Raw genomic sequence first — 19,970 nt, forward strand, 5'->3', positions numbered from 1 at the left:
TGACGCTAGCGGGGCGGCGATTGAAAGATGTTGGCTTCGCGTTAAAGCACAGGGGTGACCGATGGCAGGGGGCGAGGCCTGCTTGTGCGTCGCACCGTCAGCCCCGATGCTCGGCCTCGCGCGTTGACTCTGCACCCCGCCCCTTCTGGAGACCTCCATGCCTGTCTTCCGTCATCGCCGGCCGCTGTCGACCGGCCTGCTCTGCGTGCTGCTGGCCGCCTGCGCGCAGCAGTCGGCTGAGACCGCCACCGAGTTCGCGGCCGACGCCCCGCCGCCACCGGCCGAGGCGCTGCAAGCCGATGCGATGTCGTCCCCGGCAGCGGGCGCCGGGCCTGTCGCGCCCGAGGCGGGTGTCGATGCCGCCGTGCAGATGGCCTCCGACGCGCTGGCGCAGACCGATCCCGCGCGCCGCTTCGTCCGCACCGCCCAGGCGCGATTCGCGGTCGACGACGTCTACCGCTCCGCGCTCGCAATCGAAGATCTCGCCGCTGCGCAAGGCGGCTTCGTGGTTGCCAACCGGATCCGGTCCGAGACCCAGGGCGTGCAGCGGCACCGCATCGGCGACGGCAAGCTGCTGGAGCTGGTCGAGTACACCACCGCAGGCGAGCTGACCGTGCGTGTGCCCAGCGAGCGCGCGCAGACGTTCCTGCGAGAGCTCGCCAAGCAGATGGCCTTCCTCGACAGCCGCGACTTCGATGCGCGCGACGTGCAGTTCGACCTGCTGCGCCAGCAACTGGCGTACGCCCGCAGCCAGGAGCTGCAGCAATCGCTGGCCCAGGCAGTGCAGACCGGCGACCGGCTGGACCGCAAAGGTGACGCGTTCGCCGCCCGCGAACGCGCGCTTGCGGCTCGCGACGAGGCCCGCGTGACGCAACGCGAAGTCGAGGACCGGATCGCATTCGCGACGATCGACCTGTCGCTCTATCAACCCTCGCAGGTCCGGCACAGCGAACGCGTGGACCCCGACGCCGTGTTCGCCCAGCAGCGTCCCGGCTTCTTCGTGCGCATCGGCCAGGCGCTGCGCGGCGGCTGGCAGGGCCTGCTCGACGCCGGCGTCGTGGTGGCGCTGCTCTGGCCGCTGTGGCTGTTTGTCGCCATCGTCGCGATTGCCTGGCGTGCGTGGCGTCGCCGTAGGACAGCAGCGCGGAGCTGAGGCTCGACGTGAGAAATGGACTCGGCACCTTGCAGAAACCGCAAGCCACGTGCCGTCGATCTGCCTTGGGCCTGGTAGTTAGTCGATGCTTGGCGGGCACTGACGCGCCTTTGCGAAGCTGTGGAGCGCAGTGCGGATCGTCAGGCGCTTGATGTAGTGCGCAGTCCAGATGCAGCAAGCGGTTGCGGGCCAGCCTCGAGCACGCCCGACCGCTTCGGCTTTCTTTGATAACTACTTAGCAGGCCTTGAGGAGAAATCGAAAGGAATGGGCCATCGCTTGACTTCATAGGATGAGTTAAATAGCGTTCAGCACGCTGCGCTTCGCAGCTATGGAAAAGGATAATCCTATGAAGACGCTCTTGCCCGAACCGATGATGGCTTCGGCCAATGGGGCGCTGCCTCTGGAAGCTGTTGCTACTGGCGACGTCCTCCCGGGCATTCGCACTGTCGACTCGATCGCCGGGTCGTCCTTGCAGGTAGGTCCACACGGCCAGGCTGCGTGGTGGGACCGCTTCTGCGGCGACAGCGAGCAGCAGCTCGGCTAAGCGTACTTCCCCGGCTGCAATCAGCCGGGGATCTGGCGCGTCGCGATGCTCTCTCGACGTGCACGGAAACTTGTCTCACACGCCTCGCCCCAGTACGCGGCCTCGTTGCTGCCAAGGGCGCCAACTAGGCGCGCGAGCTATGGATAGCGTTGTTTAAGACAGGGAAGCCACAATGTCCATCGAGCAACTGCAAGTTCTTCGCAAGGAACAATCGCTAAGAGCGAGCGACATCAAGCTCGTTGAGCTTGAGGACGAAACCCTGGTCATCGACCGGATGACTGGGCGATGGCTGTTGTCCAGCAGCGAAACTGCTGCGCGTATCAATCGATATCTTGATCCGCATGCCGCTGGCGAGGACCCGGCGGTCAGCGCGTCGCTTAGGGATGCGGGCATGGGTCAACCGCTGGTTGATTCGCCCGACGCGCCGCTTGGAATGCTCATTCTAAAGCTCACCAACGCCTGCAATCTCGGGTGTCTTTACTGCTATGACTACGATCCCATCCACAAGGCAACCGTGGCGGATAAAACGTCGTTTGAGCGGGCTATTGCTCAGGCGCTCCGCATGTGCGGCGGCAAGCTGCGGATCATTCTGCATGGCGGCGAGCCGACATTGGTGTGGCCGCTCATTGAGGGCCTGGTTGAGTTTGCCGAAAGCGAAGCGAAAGCCCTTGGCGTAGCGGTCGCTTTCGGTGGGCAGACCAATCTCACCAAGCTCAACGCGCGCATCGTGCAGTTCTCTGTCGACCACGGCATCGCGTGGGGCATCTCAATTGATGGTCCGCCTGCGGTCAATGACACATACAGAGTTACGCATCGAGGCGGCGGTAGTCACGCCATCATGCAAAAGCACATCGAGGCTTGGCCTGAATTCGTCGCCTCTTGCGGCGCGATCTCGACCGTGACCTCGGCGAATGTGAAGCATCTTGTCGAGGTTGCGCACTACATCAAGAGTCTACGCATCAGAGCGTGGGACTGGACACTATTCCAGCCCTCCGGTCGCGGCGCGACCGGTGCTGATTCCGCCTTCTCGTTCGATGTGGGCAGCTTGATGATGGCTTGGAGAAATCTTTACCAAGGGGCTCTTGCAGGCGACTTCGATGGCTTCGCCGTGCGTCCGGTGTTGAAGTATCTCTACAACTTCCTTTACGGCTCCGGGGCTTATATGTGCCTGCGACCTAAGTGCGGGGCAGGTCGGGAGCTGGCTTCTATTACCGCAGACGGCGTGTGGCAGGGCTGCGACTGCATTGACCGTTCCCATCCGTGCGGTGAGGCTGGGAACGTTGATGAGGTGGACCTTGCCACCGTCCGGGCCGGGCCCGGCTTTGAAGCGCTCCGCTCTCGGGATCTTTCAGAAGCGGCGCCGTGCAACGCCTGCCCTTGGTATTCACTGTGTGGAGGCACATGCCTCGCCTACGGAAGCGATTTGACGGATCGGTCGTTGCTCCACTGCGCGATGGCCCAATACGCTTACAAGTCGATTGCGCAGGACTTATCAGCCGACCCCTCGCGGATACTACGCTACATGGCGTCGGTGGCGACCCGGTGAGCGCAGCACTCGATGCTTTCTCGAGTTGGAGCCGCCTCCTTGGCCAGCCGGCGGGTCGCAGTCTTCTTTCATCGCTGACTATCTCGGTGATTGAGGAGGCAGCGCAAGCGCTTGCTGATGATCCCCACTATCCAGAGAACGACGTTGTGCGTGCCGCGCTCTCACTGGTCAACGACAGTCGGCCAGCGGCGCTGGCGGACGTCTATCGGCATCAACTGTCCTGCGTGGCGCGAGAGGCGAGGTGGAGGCTGGGATCGATCGCCTCTGAGCGCGTCATCGACGTGCTGGGATCGCAATGGCTTGAAGAAGTCAGAGATCGCCCCGTGCTGACGATAATGCCCATGCAAATGTGCACGTCTGACGCGATCCGTGTGGTTTCTGAGTGCTTCCCGGGCCGCCAGGTCATCTTTTTTGGAGAGGGTGTGGATGCGTCGCACTACCCGTGGATAGAACCCGCGCCTTTGTTTGCGAGCCAGGGCATGCAGGGCGTCAAACAGATCATGGACGTGCTGGCTCACGGTGGTGTGTTTTGCACCTATCCGGATTTCGTCTACCGGGGGCGGGGCGCGTTGCCATATGCGATGTTTGGTCGCCCCAGGTCGATGGCATCGGCGATGTTGAGCATCGCGATGAAGACACGGGCTGTGTTACTCCCTGCACAGTGCAGGCTCACTGTCGATCAGATTTCGATTGAAGTCGATGAGCCCTTAGCGATCGACGCGGGCGTCAAGGGCGCAGAAGGGCTACGTTTTCTCACGGACGCAGTCGGGGGCATCCTCGAGCAACAGATATCTGCCAATCCGAGCGCATGGCTTCTTCTCAACAGCCTGGTCGCGGCGTCTCCGCAGATGGCGCAGTCAAAATGAGCGGCGTGCAGAAACTGGACAGCGTGCAGTGCACCTTGGCATGAAGCGTCACAGGCCAGCTTCTAGCGTCGCTCCCGGCCGCGTTGCAGCGATCTCTGCAACGCTTGCGCTTCACTTGGCCGTGGTGAATTGGCTGTTGTCAGGCCCTGGCACGCCGGATGTGCCGCGGTCGAGTCAGCCGCTACAAATGGTCTATTGGTTGGAGCGGCCCCGCAGTGCAGGAGCGGAGCCACGCTCGCCTGATGTTGAGGCGGTGCAAGAGCAGCCGCGTCGCCCCACTCAAACGACGGAAAGGCAACCGCATCGTGAAGCTGCATCGGCGTCAAAGGAACCTGCGCTTGAGGCCGTGTTCGTTGACTCGCGTGCGGCGAAAGTGATCGATCTTTCGCTTCGCGAGAAGATCGCTATTGAGTCGAGCGAAGAGCGTTCCCGGCTCCCATGGGAGCGATCGGGGGCGCCGCCACCCGCTCCCACGCGATTCGATCGCGCTTGGGCGCCGACCGGCAAGTCAGTCCAGCACGGGCTGGCATTTCGTTCCGCCCTGGCCAGCCATCTGCTGGGGGCCGTGGGCGCGTTGAAAGAACCTTGCACCAAGCAAGAGCGCGATCGCATGGAGGAGAAGTGCCACGGCGCGCAGTACAGGGGAGATTTTGGCGATCAGGTTGAGCGATTAAACATCGATTGATCTCAGGCAGAGAGTTCATTTATGAGCTCGGGTTAGGAGGGATCGATAAACCCGCCGGATTGACTTTTTCTTCATGCAACGTAATTATGCCTTGCGCCCATGGTGGGCGCATGGATTATCAAGGAGAAGATAGATGAATGAGGCAGTTATGGTCGCTGACCAGATCGGTAACCTGATGCAGGTCGGTTCGTCGATCGTCAGTTCGCTCGACAGCTTGGTGCAGGTGGCTGAGCGCCAGGAAGACGCGATTACCTGCGAAGTCTCGCGCTGCGATTGGCTGTAAAGCCCTAGGGCTTTTCTCACGCCGAAGACTCAGGTCTTCGGCGTGATTTGAGGTGATTGCCCTGATGGGCTGCGCTTTGGGAACGTCGTTGTGATTCGCCCGCGTGCGCGATAAGCATCGATCGAAAGGCGTTTGATTTTGCATGGAGCCTGGTTTTGATCGCGAATGAGCAGATGTCGCTGATGAATGCGGCGAATCTCGATCCTGGTGTGCCAGGTATTTACTTGCTTCCTAGCACTCAAGCAATGCTGGAGCACGCGCTTGCAGTATCACGCGAACGATTTGACGTGATCGTAGTGGGCAGCCTTGAGTTCTTCCGAACTTTTTGCCCAGATGTAGCTGACGGCGAGGTTCTCACGCCGACTGCATGCTTTGACGTGTGCGAAAAGAGAAGTTCTGATAACCTCACGGTTCTGGCTTTCACGGACCAGCTTGTCTCACCCGAGTTCGCAACGCTTCTGGTGAGTCGCGCGGGCGCGTTGGAGTTCTTCTCTGCGTTCGAGCGCGTCGCCGTCGTGCGGTATGAGATGCCGCTCTTTCAAACGCTCAACTACGCAAGCGAGGCTGTGGCGGGTGGCCGCGCGCCAATCGATGGGGACCGCGTGCTGCATGAAGTGGCGCGCTACCTTGGCTTTTGCGCCCAGTTGGGGGATGTTTGGCTAGCCGCGAAGCTACAAGAAGCGCGGATGCCAGCGAATCGGACGGCTGCTGCGCGTCGGCGTCTGAGGATCTATGCCTCGATTGCCCTGTCGTCCTGCATCGCTGCTGGTGAACGAGCCGCCTCGCCAGAGTTGCTCAGGCCCTTGTTTGAGGCGAGAAGCGCGCTTGCGCGCCTCCCGGGTTGAGCAAGCCCGACGCATGCTTGCGTCGTAATCAATGGAGTTTTAATGGCCAGCATTCGGTATAGAGCACTCGTCGCGCTATCAGAGATTTTTGGCCGATCCAGGCGGCGCAGCCACTTTGTCGAACGTGTGTTGCAAGCGCGGTATTCAACTGAGGCCTATGCATCAATTGAAGCTGCTTGCGCGTTTCAAAGCGTCGCTATCGGTGAGTTCTACAGATGGAAAAGTGTGCAATGGGCTGCTATGACCGAGGCGCTACGCCTCGATACGGACGGGATGACGGATTTCCTCGTCTCGCATGATCGCTCCTCATACGCTGAGCTTGATGACGCACTCCGTCGGCCGAAAGGGATCTTGGTCGCAACGCCGCACTATGGCCATTTCTTGGTCGCTATCGCTGCAATCTCCGATCGCACAGCTGGTCGTAAGGTAGTAAACCTCTTCTTCGATCCGCCAGAGAAGCACTCGGCAAATCGCGATTTCGCGGAGTTTTGCGAAAGGCGATATGGCAAGAGCGACACAGTCGAGGTCATCTTCAACAACAGGTCCGGCCTTGTCAGAGCGATTAAAGCGCTCCGTCGAGGTGAGCTTGTCGTCATCATGCCGGATGTATTTGATAACATCGACGAGACATTTGAGATGCCCTTTCTTGGGCGATCAAGGAGCGTTGCACTCGGCACAGCTACGCTGGCCCGTATCTCAGACTCGATCATCTTGCCGATGGTATCCAAATATGAGAGGGGCGGCTGTTTTAATTCTCATTTTGGGGGTGTGATCGGTGCCGCGCATCCGGAGATTGGGCCTGACCGGGTCTCGCAGACGCAGTACGATTACGCCCTGATGCGTAAGGTCTTCTCCGCGTTTGAGTCCCTGATAGGGCGAGAAGTGATTCCTTGGCAGTACGCCCGAGACCACTTCAATGCGCCCAGCCCGCTTCCGGATGTCGCTCCTGACCAGCTCGACGCGTACTTACGGATGTTTGCAGAAGATCCTAGAGTGAAAGTGGATTTGACGTCGCCGATCGCGTTGGACTGACCCGGTTAGGGCAATGACTCAAGGATGTGCTGTGATCAAGAATATAGCGTGTGGATTCGCGTTGGCTGGCTTGCTTTCGCTGTGCGGGACGGCGCTGGCGCAGCAAGATTCTGAGGTTGTGGTCCTTGACGTCGTCTTGGTGTCTGGCGTTCGACCTGCGCCGGGTCTTTGGACTGCCGTCAAAGGCGATAAGACAGTCCTCATCATGGGCACGTTAACGCCTGTGCCGCGTGGGTTGACTTGGCATTCCGATGCCGTGCGTGAGCAGATTGCCCGTGCAGACGTCATTTTGGGACAGCCTGGAATTTCCGTGGGCACGAACGTCGGGATCATACAAGGTGCACTTGCGTTGCCTGCGTATCGAAAGTTCCGACGCAACCCGGATGGCAAGCAGCTGCAGGACGTGTTGACACCAGACCAGTATACACAGTGGATTCGGCTCAAGCAGATCTACATCGGGCGGGATCGCTCCGTGGAGCGTCTTCGGCCGGTGAATGCTGCCGCTGAACTATCAGCTTCTGCGATCAAACGAATTGGCCTTGAAAATAAGGATCTTGTTCAGCCCGTTGTTCGCGAGATTGCTGAGCGAAGGGGTATTCCGATCATCTCGACGAAGACACGCATTGTGGTTGAGAACCCAAGGGAAACGCTGGCTGAACTGAACGCCAAGAGTCTTGACGATAGCGAGTGTCTGGTGCGGACGATGGAGCGCCTGGACGCCGATCTGCAGAACATGGCCAGTCGAGCGAACGCTTGGGCGGACGGCGACCTTGAAACGCTGCGGGCGCTCTCGCATGTCAATGAGCGTGCTGCCTGTGCGCAGGTGCTTGCGAGCACAGAGCTGGCGGTGCGAGCTGGCGTTCGGAATGTGGAGACTGCTATGCGCCAAAAGTGGCTCGACACGCTCGACGGGACTCTGGAACAGCACGACACGGTGTTCGCGACGCTGCCCATTGCCAGGCTTTTGGAGCAGGAGGGCATCTTGTCGGAGCTTGAGGGACGAGGCTTCACTGTTTACGAGCCCGGCCAAACACAGTGATTGGCAGGCCCGAGCCTTGACGGCAGTGACGATTGGGCGCTCCGGGTGAACGACCAGTGGACGCGGGTAGTCGCGCTTGTAGGCACATGCGTGTTCTATATTTGTGCTGCGCTATTGATTGGCAGGTGGAGCGGACCAGGTAGTGCTCCGCCAGCCGCAAAGAGCGCGCCGCTTGCGGTCGTTTATGTCGTTCGCTTGAAGGCGGAGGCGGCTGTCATGTTGACTGCAGAGCCCGAGGAAGATGTGGCGCCGCTGCCGACGCCCTCCACCGAGGCGGCAGCGCCCAATCATCGGGTATCGCGGAACAACGACGCTGAGCTGTCTACCGAGCAGCGCCCGGTCGCTTCACAGGATGAGCTAGAGAATCAGGACGCTCGAGAGAGTCCAGAGTCCCAGGTGTCGGCTGCATCACTGCTGGGTTCTGTCCGGGATGCGCCGATCCCCGTTTCCGAGCGCCGGCCGTGGGAACGGGACCCGGCACTCCGGCGCTCAAGCGCACCTGAGCGTTTTCGCATGCGAGAGCAAGTGGCGCTCGAAGACGTCGTGAGGGAAGTGTCGAAGTTCCTCGGATTTTGGCCGCCTGGCTATACAGACAATCCCTGCCTGGGCCTTCGAAGCGCGCTCAACGAGATGGTAGGCCGTCCTGACGCGGATCCGGAGTTGGTCCGCGAGGTTGCACTTGCGCGGGCAAGATTCTGCGGCTGATCGAGGCCCGGCATATCCCGCGTGTTCGCTGCTGTGTTCGCCGGAAAGGACGCTGGAGTTGAATCCCTGTACTTCATGGGTCTGGAAATATGGGCTCTGACTTGCTGAACATTGATCAGCCAGTCTTTGCACTGGCATGCACTGGCCTGTCGGTGAGCGACGCTGCGTATGCGCTTCGACACTCGGTTGGCGCGGGCCGACGTCCCCGTAATTGAGCAGCACCAAGAACTTGAGCAGCTTGTGCGCGATGCGTACCTCGACCTCGGACGCCAGCGCGGCTTCGGGGCCGTTGGCGGCGGGCATGGCCAGTCGGCGCGGCCGGAGCCTGCGACCGCGAGCGCCGCCAGCAGCACGCCCTCCACCGCGCGTAGTTCGTCGGCCATTATGAGTTCACCGACAAACTCCCAGTCGCGCAGCGGCTCGGCTGGGATTTCGCCGCTGGCGGCCAGGATACCGGGTGCGGCTTGCCTGTCCCGCTCCGGCGCAGCGCCTGGTCTCAGGCGGTTGGCGCCTGCGCCGCATCGACGCCCCGATACCCCAGCGCCTCCGTGAGGTGCTTCGATGCGATGTCGGCACTGTCGTCGAGATCGGCGATCGTGCGCGCCACGCGCAGGATGCGGTGCATCGCGCGGGCGGACAGATGCAGGGATTCGATCGCGCGTTCGAGCAGCGCCTGGTCGGCGGGGGCAAGCCGGCAGTGGCGGGCGGTCGCGGTCTGATCGAGCCGGGCGTTGAGGGGTGCCGGCGCGGGCGTGTTGGCGTGCGCGCGCGGCGTCGACGCGGACCCGGATCGCGGCGCTGGTTTCGCCCTGCGGCGCGTCGGGGCGCAGCGCGGCGGGCGGCAGCCGCGGGACGTCGACATGCAGATCGATGCGGTCGAGCAACGGACCGGAGAGGCGGGCGCGGTAGCGGGCGATCGCGTCGCCGCTGCAGCGGCAGCGCCCCGACACGTCACCAGCCCAGCCGCAGGGGCAGGGATTCATCGCGGCGACCAGTTGGAAGCGGGCCGGGAACTCGCTTTGCCGCGCCGCGCGCGAGATCGTCACCGTGCCCGACTCCAGCGGCTCGCGCAGCACTTCCAGTGCGCGGCGGTCCCATTCGGGCAGTTCGTCGAGAAACAGCACGCCGTTGTGGGCCAGCGAGATCTCGCCCGGGCGCGGTTCGTTGCCGCCGCCGACAAGCGCGACGGCGCTCGCGGTGTGATGCGGGCTGCGGAAGGGACGCGTGCGCCAGCGCGTCGGGTCGAGGCCGCGGCCGCTGACCGAGAGCACCGCGGCGGTTTCCAGTGCTTCGGCCTCCGTGGCGTCGGGCAGCAGGCCGGGCAGCCGCGACGCGAGCAGGGTCTTGCCGCAGCCCGGCGGACCGACAAGCAGCAGGTGGTGGCCGCCGGCCGCGGCGATCTCCAGTGCGCGTCGGGCCTGGGCTTGGCCGCGGACCTCGCGCATGTCGGGGCCGGGCAGCGCGCGCTGCGGCGGGGCGACTGCGACCGGCAATGGCTTGGTGCCGCCGAGCAGGGCGCAGACTTCCAGCAAGGTGCGCGCGGTCCGCACCTCGACATCGGACGCCAGCGCCGCCTCGGCGCCATTGCCGGCCGGCACCACCAGTCCACGACCGGCGCCGGCGACCGCGAGCGCGGCCGGCAGCACGCCGTCGACTGCGCGCAATTCGCCGGTCAGTCCGAGCTCGCCGAGAAATTCCCAGTCGCGCAGCGCTTCAACTGGAACCTGACCACTGGCGGCCAGGATGCCGAGCGCGATCGGCAGGTCGAAGCGGCCGCCGCCCTTGGGCAGGTCGGCCGGGGCGAGGTTGACGGTGATCCGGCGCGCCGGAAATTCGTACTGCGCGCATTGGATCGCGGCGCGGACCCGGTCCTTGGCTTCGCGCACCGCAGCCTCGGGCAGGCCGACGATCGACATCGACGGCAGGCCGCCGCCCAGGTGCACCTCGACCTCGACCGCGGGTGCCCGGATGCCTGCGCGCGCACGTCCGTGCACGAGCGCAAGTCCCATGGCGCTGTCCTTTAGTGGGCGGTGTCGAAGTTGCCCGCCGACGGCGCCGGCGGCGCGGCCTGGGGCGTGCCCTGGGCCTCGAGTTGACGGACCTGGGCTTCGAGGGTTTCGAGCTTCTCGCGCGTGCGCAGCAGCACCGCACGCTGGACCTCGAACTCCTCGCGCGTGACCAGGTCCAGCTTCGCCAGGCCCGATTGCAGCACGGCCTTGAAGTTTTCCTGCAGTTCCTCGCGGCTCTCGCGCAGGCCGGCGGGCACCAGCCCGCTGAGGCGACGCGCGAGCTCGTCGATGTTGTTCAGATCGATCATCAGTCAGTCCTCACGGTGTACGGATAGCGTCGCCGGCATGCCGAACGCATGCAGTCAGCCGCCTCCGCGGCGCGTCGTCAGAGAATTCCCCGGTCGCGGCGCGGGGCGCACTAGACCATGCATCCCGGCACGCGCACAAGCGTGCTGCGCCGCGTGCCCGGCATCGTGTAGGGCGACGCGTGAGGGTGGCGTATCCTTGGCGCATTCCGACCGGAGACACTGCGATGAAGATGGTCATGGCGATCATCAAGCCGTTCAAGCTCGACGACGTGCGCGAGGCGCTCGCCGAGGTCGGCGTGACCGGCATCACCGTCACCGAGGTCAAGGGCTTCGGCCGCCAGAAGGGCCACACCGAGCTCTACCGCGGCGCGGAGTACGTGGTGGACTTCCTGCCGAAGGTGAAGCTGGAGATCGCGGTGACCGACGACATCGTCGACGCCGTGGTCGAGACCGTGCTCAAGTCCGCAGGCATGGGTCGGATCGGCGATGGCAAGGTCTTCGTCTACGACCTCGAGCGCGTGGTGCGGATCCGCACCGGCGAGTTGGACGCCGACGCGTTGTGAGTGACGGGGCGTTGCGCGGCCGGTCTGATGCCGTGTCGCGCGGCTAGGCGCATGCAACGGATGTCGGGTCGACGCAGGCAACCGGGCGGGCACCGCATGCGGCGCGATGTCATCGTCGTCGCGGCCATCGCGCTTGCCGGCCTCCTCGCCGCCTGCGACCGCCCCGCGGGCGCGCCGCCGCCGGCCGCGCCGGTGCACGCGGCCAAGCCCGATCATCTCCACCGCCCGGCGTATTTCCGCGCGCTGCTGGCCGAACTGGCGGCGCGGCCGGAACTGCGGGGCCACGCGCTGCGGCTGCACCGCTTCGTGTACCTCTACGCCGACGGTTCGGTGTTGCTGTGGCTGCAATCCCCGGACGACCCGGCTGCGCTGCTGCGCTACACCTATGGCGACGCCTACCCGGCGCCCGGGATGCACTGGGAGGCCGTCGCTGCTGGACGCGAGGCATCGCCGGCGGTGCTCGAACCCGACCTGCTCGACCTCGACGCGCTGCCGATCGAGGGCCTGCCGGTCGCCGCCATGGCCGCTGACGCGCAGCTGCGCCGGATGCGGGCCGAGGCCGGCGACGATGCCGCATCGCAGAACGCGCTGGCGACCGGGCCCGACAGCCTGTACTACGTGATCGGACAGGCCGACGGCGGCCCGGGCTGGCGCGCCGACATCAATCCGATCCCGATGCGCTGCGAGCGTACGTGGCGGTTCCACTTCGCGCCGGATGGGGCGTTGCGCGAGGTCGAGGCGATGCCCGACCTCGCGCGCCCGGCCGGCTGCGATGCCGCGCGTTGACGCGGGCCCGGGCGCGACAGCGAGGATGACGGCATGGGACGGTCACTGACCCCGGCCACGCGGATCGGCCTGTCGATCGCGCTGGCCACCGGCCTCTACGGCGTGTCCTTCGGCGCGCTGTCGGTCGCCGCCGGGCTCGACCTGTGGCAGACGATGGCGCTGAGTCTGCTGATGTTCACCGGCGGTTCGCAGTTCGCGTTCGTCGGCGTGCTCGCCGGCGGCGGGGCGGGCGCAGCGGCGTTCGGGGCGGCCAGCCTGCTGGGCGTGCGCAATGCGGTCTACGCGGTACAGATCAACCGGCTGCTGCACCCGCGCGGGTGGGCGCGCCTGCTGGCGGCGCAGGTGACGATCGACGAATCCGCCGCGACCGCGGCTGGTCAGACCGAGCCTGCCGAACAACGCCGCGGCTTCTGGGTCGCCGGGCTGGGCGTGTTCGTGTGCTGGAACCTGTTCACGCTGGTCGGGGCGCTGCTGGGCGACGTGATCGGCGATCCCCGGCGTTGGGGGCTGGACGGCGCCGCGGTGGCAGCCTTCATCGGTCTGTTGTGGCCACGGCTGCGCGGCCGCGAGCCGGTCGCGATCGCCGTGGTCTGCGCCTTGGCGACCGCGCTCGCGATGCCCTGGCTGCCGGCCGGCGTGCCGATTCTGGTCGCGGCGGCGGTCGCGGCTGCCTGGGGTGGATTGCGCGCGCGGCGCGATGCCGCAGCAGGGGCACGGACATGAGTGCGACCTGGGGCTGGCTGCTGCTCGCCTGCGCGGTCGCGTTCGCGACCAAGCTCACCGGCTATCTGGTGCCGGCGCGCTGGCTCGAAGGCGCGCGCATGGCGCGCATCACTTCGGCGATGACGATCGGGCTGCTGGCTGCGCTGGTGGTCGTCAACGGCTTCGCCGGCGGCGGGGGCGTCGTGCTCGATGCCCGGGCCGGTGCGTTGCTGGTCGCAGTCGTCGCGCTGTGGCGCGGCGTGCCGTTCCTGGGCGTGGTGGTGCTGGGCGCGCTCGCGGCCGCAGGGCTGCGAGCGGCCGGCATCGGCTGAGCGGGTCGAGCGCGATGCGGGCGATGCGCGGCTGTGCCGCGCCATCGCCCAGGCCTGGGATCAGGCCTCCAGGGCCTTGGCCACGAACGGCGGCAGCACCTGTGCGGCCTTGTGGATCTCGGCGCTGTAGTACGCGGTCTCGAAGCCCTTGGCGGCGGCATCAGCCTGGCGGAAGTCGAAGCCCTGGCCCTTGCGCGCCAGCGTCACGCTCCACCAACCGGTCGGGTAGCAGGGCTGCGGGAACGGCAGCGTCTGGAACGTGGTGAAGCCGGCCTTGCCCATTTCGGCACGCATCTCGCGGATCAGGTCGAGCAGCGCCAGCGGCGATTCGGACTGCTGCACCAGGATGCCGTCGTCCTTGAGCGCGCGGAAACAGCTGTCGAAGAACGCCTTGTTGAACAGGCCCTCGGCCGGACCGACCGGGTCGGTCGAATCGACGATCACGACATCGACGCTGCCCGGTGCGCAGTCGCGCATGTAGGCGATGCCATCGTCGAACAGCAGCTGCGCGCGCGGATCGCCATTGGAGGCGCACAGCTCGGGGAAGTACTTCTCCGACATGCGCGTGACCTGCTCGTCGATGTCGCATTGCACCGCGCTTTCGACCCCCGGATGCTTGAGCACTTCGCGCAGCGTGCCGCAGTCGCCGCCGCCGATGATCACCACCCGCTTGGGCGCGGCATGGGTGAACAGCGCCGGGTGCGAGACCATCTCGTGATAGAAGAAGTTGTCGCGCGTGGTGACCATCATCGCGCCGTCGATCAGCATCACATTGCCCCAGTCGGTGCTCTCGTAGATCTCGATCTTCTGGAACGGCGACTGCACTTCGTCGAGCTTCTTCGTCACGCGGAAGCCGATCGACGAGCCGGTGGGATCGAAGGTCTCGTGGAGCCAGGTCGGAGCGGACATGCGAAAGGTTCCGGTCAATTGCGGGCCGCGCATTGTAGCCGAGCCCCCATGACAGGCCGGCGCCGAAGACCGCCGCGCGGGGCGCTTCTCCTGGCCCGGCGCGCGGATTAGGATTCGGGTCGGGGACGCGCCGGACGGCGTGACGAGGGGACGCAAGGATGATGTCGGAAGCGGAGCGCCGTGCGCTGGTCGCGCGGCTGGAGACGTTCGCGCAACGCGCGCCCAGGGCCTACCGGATGCGGCTGGCTCTGCTGGCGGCGCTGGGCTTCTGTGTGCTCGGCGGCGCGGTGGCGCTGGCCCTCGGGTTGTCGGCAGGACTGATCGCACTGCTGCTGATGATCAGCCCGCTGTTGCTGGTCAAGCTGGCGAAGGTGGTCTGGATCCCGATCGGCTTCGGCTGGCTGGTGCTGCGCGCATTGTGGGTACGCTTCGAGCCGCCACCGGGCCGGCCGCTCGCACCCGGCGAGGCGCCGCGGCTGGTCGCCGAGGTCGAGCGCCTGCGACGCGCCGCCGGAGCGCCGCGGCTGTCGGGCATTCTGATCGACGACGACCTCAATGCCGCAGCCGCCAGTGTGCCGCGCGTGCTTGGGCTGCTCGGCCATCGCCACTATCTCGTCTTGGGCCTGCCGCTGATGCAACTGCTTGACCCGGCACAGTTCGCCTCGGTGATCGCCCACGAGTTCGGCCACTTCGGCGGCGGACATGGCCGCTTCTCGGGCTGGATTCACCGTGTGCGCCTGAGCTGGTACCGCGTGCTCGACGGCCTCGCCGCGCGCGGTGCGTGGGCAAGCCGCGTGTTCGAGCGGTTCTTTCGCTGGTACGCGCCGTATTTCGACGCCTACAGCTTCGTACTCGCACGCCAGAACGAGTATCAGGCCGATGCGATGGCCGCCCGACTGGCCGGGGCCGACGTCGCCGGCAGCGCGCTGATCCGGGTCAACGTCGGCGCTGCGCGCCTGGAGCACGACTTCTGGCCATCGGTGATCGATGCCAACCGCGAGCGCGCCGAGCCGCCGGATCGCCTGCTGCGCGACATGGCGAACGCACTGCGCAGCCCGCATCCGCAGGACGACGCTCGCTTGGCCGTGCAGTTGACCGCGCATGCCGGAGTTCACGACACCCATCCGACGCTGGTCCAGCGACTGCAGGCCCTGGGCGTGGCGGCCACGGTCGCGCCGCCACCCGAGCGCAGCGCGGCCGAGGTCCTGCTGGGCGACCTGCTGCCGTCGCTGGAGGCGGCGTTCAGCGAGGACTGGCGCCTGCGTATTGGAGATGGCTGGCGCGAGCGTTACCGCGCGCACGCCGACGACTGCGACCGGCTCGCCGCGCTCGAAAGCGGCTCATTGCGCACGCCGGCCGAGACCGTTGAATACGCTGCGCTGGTCGAGCGCGTGCGGCCGCAGGACGACCCCGTGCCGCTGTATCGCGAGGCGGTGCGCGTGGCGCCGCAGGACGCATTCGCGCACTTTCGCCTGGGTGCGTTGCTGCTCGAGCGCGACATGCCAGCTGGCGTGGGGCTGTTGCACCATGCCCGCATGCTCGATCCTTCGGCAGCGGACGCAGTCAACACGGCGCTCGCTGCCTACTATCGCCGCCGCGACGACCTCGATGCGCTGGACGCGGTGATCGACGACCAGGTCTCGATCGCCGACCGTCGGCGCGGCGCGCAGCAAGCACGCAACGCGCTCTCGGCCGGTGATGCGCTCCTGCCACACCGTCTGGACGCGGCTGCGCTCGCCGCCGCGCGCGCCTCGCTGGCGGCGACCGGGAAGATCGGCAGCGCTTGGATCGTGCGCAAGCACATCAAGGGCGATGCCGACGGCCTGCCGCACTTCTTGGTGTTGGTGCGATGGCGCGGCTTGGTGCTCGATCCGGATGCGACGCTGCAGCGGGTGGTCGATGCGCTGGAATTACCCGGCAGCTGCATCGTCTTCACCGCATCTGGCCGGCGTTGGATCGCGGGCCGGGTACGCAAGGTTGCCGGCCTGCCAACGTATCGGCACGGTGTCGGCTGAGGAGCGTGTCACCGCAGGTTGCGCCGGCAACCCCTAGACTATGCGGCCCCCTCGCCGATGGACGCCCGCCGATGACTGCCTGGTCGACCGACCACGCCCGCAAGACCTACTCGATCCCGCACTGGAGCGAGGGGTATTTCGATGTCGACGACGCGGGGCGCATCGTTGTCTCGCCGCGCGGCGCGCAGGGCCCGTCGATCGCGCTGCCCGACGCGGTCGACGCTGCGCGGGCCAATGGTGCCCAGCTACCGCTGCTGGTGCGCTTTCCCGACATCCTCGGCGACCGCCTACACCGGCTGCAGGCGGCGTTCGCGCAGGCGCAGGCCGAGTGGGCGTACACCGGCGGCTACACTGCGGTGTACCCGATCAAGGTCAACCAGCACCGCGGCGTGGCCGGAACCCTGGCCTCGCATCATGGCGAGGGCTTCGGCCTGGAAGCGGGCAGCAAGCCGGAGCTGATGGCGGTGCTCGCGCTCTCGCGCCCGGGCGGCCTGGTGGTGTGCAACGGCTACAAGGACCGCGAGTACATCCGGTTGGCGCTGATCGGCCGCAAGCTGGGCCTTGAGACCTTCATCGTCGTCGAAAAGCCGTCCGAGCTTGCGCTGGTGATGGAAGAAGCCGCCGCGCTCGACGTCAAGCCGGGCCTGGGCGTGCGCATGCGGTTGGCCTCGCTGGGGGCTGGCAAGTGGCAGAACAGCGGCGGCGACAAGGCCAAGTTCGGGCTCAATCCCCGGCAGTTGCTGGACTTGTGGAAGAAGCTGCGCGACGCGGGCATGGGCGACTGCCTGCAATTGCTGCATTTCCACATGGGCTCGCAGATCTCCAACGTCCGCGACATCGCCAACGGCATGCGCGAGGCGGTGCGCTACTTCGTCGAGCTCTCGCGCCTGGGCGCACAGATCAGCCATGTCGATGTCGGTGGCGGCCTCGGCGTGGATTACGAGGGCACGCGCTCGCGCAGCTACAACTCGGTCAATTACGGCGTGCGCCAGTACGCCGGCAGCATCGTCCAGCCGCTGGCGCAGGCCTGCGCCGAGCACGGGCTGCCGCCGCCGCGCATCGTCACCGAATGCGGACGTGCGATGACCGCCCACCACGCGGTACTGGTTGCCAACGTGTCGGAGGTCGAGCGCGCGCCCGAAGGCCGCGTGCCCGACGTGCACAGTGACGAGCCGGCAGTGGTGGCCAACCTGCGCGAGTTGCACAGCGAACTGGCGGCGCGGCCGGCGGTGGAACTGTTCCACGAGGCGCAGCACCACCACGCCGAGGGCCTGGCGCTGTATGCGCTCGGCCAGCTCGATCTGGTGCACCGGGCGCGCATCGACGACCTGTTCTACGCGATCGCGCACGCGGTGCGCGCGCGGCTGACCTTCGACGAGAAGAGCCATCGCCCGCTGCTCGATGAGCTCAACGAGCGCCTGGTCGACAAGTACTTCGTCAACTTCAGCGTGTTCGAGTCGATGCCCGATGTCTGGGCGATCGACCAGGTGTTCCCGATCGTGCCGATCGAGCGCCTCGACGAACTGCCCGAGCGCCGCGGCGTGATCGCCGATCTGACCTGCGACTCGGACGGCAAGATCGACACCTATGTCGAGAACGAGGACCTCGACACCTCGTTGCCGCTGCATGCGCTGCGGCCGGGCGAGCAGTACCGGCTGGGCTTCTTCATGGTCGGCGCCTACCAGGAAATCCTCGGCGACATCCACAATCTGTTCGGCGACACCGATGCGGTCGAGGTGAAGATCGAGGGCGACGGCATCACGATCGCGCAGCAGCGTCGCGGCGACACCACCGACGTGATGCTCGACTACGTCGGCTATCGCCTCGACGATCTGCGCGCGCGCTACACCGCGCTGGTCGACGACGCAGCGCTCGCGACCGAGGACGCGCAGCGGCTCAAGGACGCGCTCGAAGCCGGGCTCACCGGCTACACCTATCTCGACGACACGCCGCTCGAGTAAGCCGTAACCGCGGCCTCGCTCGCGGTCGGCATCGCCGGCGCACGAGGTCGCCGGCGTTCTTGATGTCCGCGGCGGTCAGCCGCCGCGATGGACCTGGAAGCCGGCGAACGACTGGCTGACCGGCATGATCTCGAGCCGGTTGATGTTGAGGTGTGGCGGCAGGTTGGCGACCCACCACAGCTGCTCGGCGATGTCGTCGGCGGTCATCGGCGCAGCGCCGCCGTAGAGCGTGTCCGAGGCGGCCTGGTCGCCGCCGGTGCGCACCAGCGTGAACTCGGTCTCGGCCATGCCCGGCTCGATCGAGGTCACGCGCACGCCGGTGCCATGGAGATCGGACCGCAGGCCCAGCGAGAACTGGGTGACGAAGGCCTTGGTGCCGCCGTAGACGTTGCCGCCTGGATAGGGATAGCTGCCGGCGATCGAACTGATGTTGAGGATCGCGCCGCGGCGCGCGATCAGCGTCGGCAACAGCGCATGGGTCAGCGTGACGAGTGCGGTCACGTTGGTGTCGATCATCTGCATCCACTGCGCGAGATCGGCGCGCTGCGCCGGCGCGGTGCCCAGCGCCAGCCCGGCGTTGTTGATCAACACGTCGATGCCACGGAACGCCTCGGGCAGCGCGTCGAGCGCGGCGTGCATCGCGTCGGCATCGCGGATGTCGAATGCGGCCACGTGCAGGCGCTCGGTGCCATGCGTGTCGACCAGCGCCTGCAGCCGCTCGGCGCGGCGGCCGGTGGCGATCACGCGCCAGCCGCCCTGCAGGAAACGGGCGACGGTTGCGGCGCCGAAGCCCGACGTGGCGCCGGTGACGAGGAGGGTGCGGGGCATGGGGCTCTCCCGGGGCTTGCGCCTGCGTCGGGCGCGGATGAGGGGCAGGACGGATGCGGCATCGCGCCGCGGCGTCGATCAGTGCAGCGTCGGCGTGCCGCAGCAGGTCTTGTACTTGCGGCCGCTGCCGCAGGAACACGGATCATTGCGACCAGGCACATCGGCGCGCCGGGCCGGTTGCGGCCGACGGTCGTGCAGGCGCTGCAGATACATGTCGTGGAGCATGTCGGGCAGGTCGTAGGCGAGGTCGAAGCGCTCCTCGAGCGACAGCATGTCGCCCTCGGCCATTTCGGCATCCTCGAGCTGGCTCGCATCGACGATCGCCAGCCGGGCGATGACGCCCAGGTCGTTCTCGATCGCCTCGTGCTCCTGCATCCACGCCGACCACGTGTCTTCGTGTTCGGCGGCGGCGCGCAGGAACCCGGCGGCCCACGCGGCTGCGAACGGGAAGTCGGCCGGCACGCCGTCCAGTCCGCCTGCGGCATCGTTGTCGGTGTCGCCATCCTCGGCTTCGGGCGGCAGGCCCAGCATCGGCATCAGCGCCTCGTGGGCAACACCGTCCTGCGGGTCCTGGCGTACGCGGTGCACGATCTCGTCGGCCAGCCGGGCGATCAGCGCCTCGGCCTCGCGGGTCTGGCGAGCGTCGCGGCGCGCGACCTCGCCCGTGCCCCAGACCAGCGGCAGCACAGTGTCCAGCGCAACCTCGACCGGGCCGACGGCGAGCGCCGACAGGAAGCCGTCGAGCATTTCCAGATTGCCCAGCCCGGTCTCGGGGTCGGTGCAGCGGTCGAGCAGCGTGTCCAGCCGGTCGAGCTCGGCGTCGCTCAGGCGGTTGTCGTCAGCCATGGTCGGGCGCCT

The 19,970-nt window shown here is 66.2% G+C and carries 19 protein-coding genes and 1 pseudogene; 15 read left to right on the plus strand and 5 right to left on the minus strand.

All coding sequences use genetic code 11. The features are described 5' to 3' along the window. Positions 1-157 precede the first annotated feature (157 nt). From FHW73_RS02710 to FHW73_RS02750, 9 genes are all read left to right on the plus strand, one after another. Positions 158-1,153, plus strand: a complete 996-nt coding sequence (locus FHW73_RS02710) for a DUF4349 domain-containing protein (RefSeq protein ID WP_183425151.1) — start codon at positions 158-160, stop codon at positions 1,151-1,153. Positions 1,154-1,500: 347 nt separating this feature from the next. Beyond that, on the plus strand, positions 1,501-1,698 hold the full coding sequence (locus tag FHW73_RS02715) for a hypothetical protein (protein WP_183425152.1): 198 nt from the start codon (positions 1,501-1,503) through the stop codon (positions 1,696-1,698). 172 nt (positions 1,699-1,870) lie between these two features. After that, positions 1,871-3,244, plus strand: a complete 1,374-nt coding sequence (locus tag FHW73_RS02720) for a radical SAM protein (protein WP_183425153.1) — start codon at positions 1,871-1,873, stop codon at positions 3,242-3,244. Then, the gene (locus tag FHW73_RS17545) at positions 3,241-4,110 is read left to right on the plus strand and encodes a hypothetical protein (protein WP_183425154.1); all 870 of its coding nucleotides are present in this window, start codon (positions 3,241-3,243) and stop codon (positions 4,108-4,110) included. Before FHW73_RS02720 ends, FHW73_RS17545 begins: the two co-directional genes overlap by 4 nt. A 346-nt stretch (positions 4,111-4,456) precedes the next feature. After that, complete coding sequence (locus FHW73_RS02730) at positions 4,457-4,795, plus strand: hypothetical protein (protein ID WP_183425155.1); 339 nt, start codon at positions 4,457-4,459, stop codon at positions 4,793-4,795. Between the two features lie 133 nt (positions 4,796-4,928). Then, entirely contained in the window at positions 4,929-5,078 is a 150-nt protein-coding gene (locus tag FHW73_RS02735; RefSeq protein WP_183425156.1) for a hypothetical protein, read from the plus strand. A gap of 173 nt (positions 5,079-5,251) precedes the next feature. Next, positions 5,252-5,923, plus strand: a complete 672-nt coding sequence (locus FHW73_RS02740) for a hypothetical protein (protein WP_183425157.1) — start codon at positions 5,252-5,254, stop codon at positions 5,921-5,923. Between the two features lie 42 nt (positions 5,924-5,965). Next, complete coding sequence (locus FHW73_RS02745) at positions 5,966-6,955, plus strand: hypothetical protein (RefSeq protein WP_183425158.1); 990 nt, start codon at positions 5,966-5,968, stop codon at positions 6,953-6,955. A gap of 61 nt (positions 6,956-7,016) precedes the next feature. Further along, on the plus strand, positions 7,017-7,994 hold the full coding sequence (locus FHW73_RS02750; protein ID WP_183425159.1) for a TraB/GumN family protein: 978 nt from the start codon (positions 7,017-7,019) through the stop codon (positions 7,992-7,994). Positions 7,995-9,195: 1,201 nt separating this feature from the next. Here FHW73_RS02750 and FHW73_RS02755 read toward each other — a convergent pair. Beyond that, positions 9,196-10,708: pseudogene (locus FHW73_RS02755) on the minus strand (YifB family Mg chelatase-like AAA ATPase). Positions 10,709-10,719: 11 nt separating this feature from the next. After that, positions 10,720-11,016, minus strand: a complete 297-nt coding sequence (locus FHW73_RS02760; protein WP_183425160.1) for an accessory factor UbiK family protein — start codon at positions 11,014-11,016, stop codon at positions 10,720-10,722. A gap of 224 nt (positions 11,017-11,240) precedes the next feature. Here FHW73_RS02760 and FHW73_RS02765 point away from each other — a divergent pair, with 224 nt between their 5' ends. The 4 genes from FHW73_RS02765 to FHW73_RS02780 all read left to right on the plus strand — a co-directional run bounded on the left by FHW73_RS02765 (position 11,241) and on the right by FHW73_RS02780 (position 13,399). Continuing rightward, a complete protein-coding gene (locus tag FHW73_RS02765) occupies positions 11,241-11,579 on the plus strand; it encodes a P-II family nitrogen regulator (protein ID WP_183425161.1) in 339 nt (112 codons plus the stop codon). A 96-nt stretch (positions 11,580-11,675) separates the two neighbouring features. Next, the gene (locus FHW73_RS02770; protein ID WP_183425162.1) at positions 11,676-12,365 is read left to right on the plus strand and encodes a hypothetical protein; all 690 of its coding nucleotides are present in this window, start codon (positions 11,676-11,678) and stop codon (positions 12,363-12,365) included. 33 nt (positions 12,366-12,398) lie between these two features. After that, complete coding sequence (locus FHW73_RS02775) at positions 12,399-13,088, plus strand: AzlC family ABC transporter permease (protein ID WP_183425163.1); 690 nt, start codon at positions 12,399-12,401, stop codon at positions 13,086-13,088. Continuing rightward, positions 13,085-13,399 (plus strand): AzlD domain-containing protein, encoded by a 315-nt coding sequence (locus tag FHW73_RS02780; protein ID WP_183425164.1) that lies wholly within the window; start codon positions 13,085-13,087, stop codon positions 13,397-13,399. The genes FHW73_RS02775 and FHW73_RS02780 overlap by 4 nt, the downstream gene beginning before the upstream one ends. Before the next feature lie 60 nt (positions 13,400-13,459). Here FHW73_RS02780 and speE read toward each other — a convergent pair whose 3' ends face one another. Continuing rightward, complete coding sequence (speE, locus tag FHW73_RS02785) at positions 13,460-14,308, minus strand: polyamine aminopropyltransferase (protein WP_183425165.1); 849 nt, start codon at positions 14,306-14,308, stop codon at positions 13,460-13,462. Positions 14,309-14,466: 158 nt separating this feature from the next. Between speE and FHW73_RS02790 the strand changes: the two genes are divergently transcribed. Continuing rightward, positions 14,467-16,323, plus strand: a complete 1,857-nt coding sequence (locus FHW73_RS02790; RefSeq protein WP_183425166.1) for a M48 family metallopeptidase — start codon at positions 14,467-14,469, stop codon at positions 16,321-16,323. Between the two features lie 71 nt (positions 16,324-16,394). Continuing rightward, complete coding sequence (gene speA / locus FHW73_RS02795; RefSeq protein WP_183425167.1) at positions 16,395-18,284, plus strand: arginine decarboxylase; 1,890 nt, start codon at positions 16,395-16,397, stop codon at positions 18,282-18,284. Positions 18,285-18,359: 75 nt separating this feature from the next. On the opposite strand, the gene FHW73_RS02800 is transcribed toward speA, so the two are convergent. Next, positions 18,360-19,112, minus strand: a complete 753-nt coding sequence (locus FHW73_RS02800; RefSeq protein ID WP_183425168.1) for an SDR family NAD(P)-dependent oxidoreductase — start codon at positions 19,110-19,112, stop codon at positions 18,360-18,362. A 78-nt stretch (positions 19,113-19,190) separates the two neighbouring features. Beyond that, a complete protein-coding gene (locus FHW73_RS02805; protein WP_183425169.1) occupies positions 19,191-19,958 on the minus strand; it encodes a UPF0149 family protein in 768 nt (255 codons plus the stop codon). Positions 19,959-19,970 lie beyond the last annotated feature (12 nt).

This window comes from Luteimonas sp. RC10 (assembly GCF_014192745.1).
GTDB lineage: Bacteria > Pseudomonadota > Gammaproteobacteria > Xanthomonadales > Xanthomonadaceae > Luteimonas.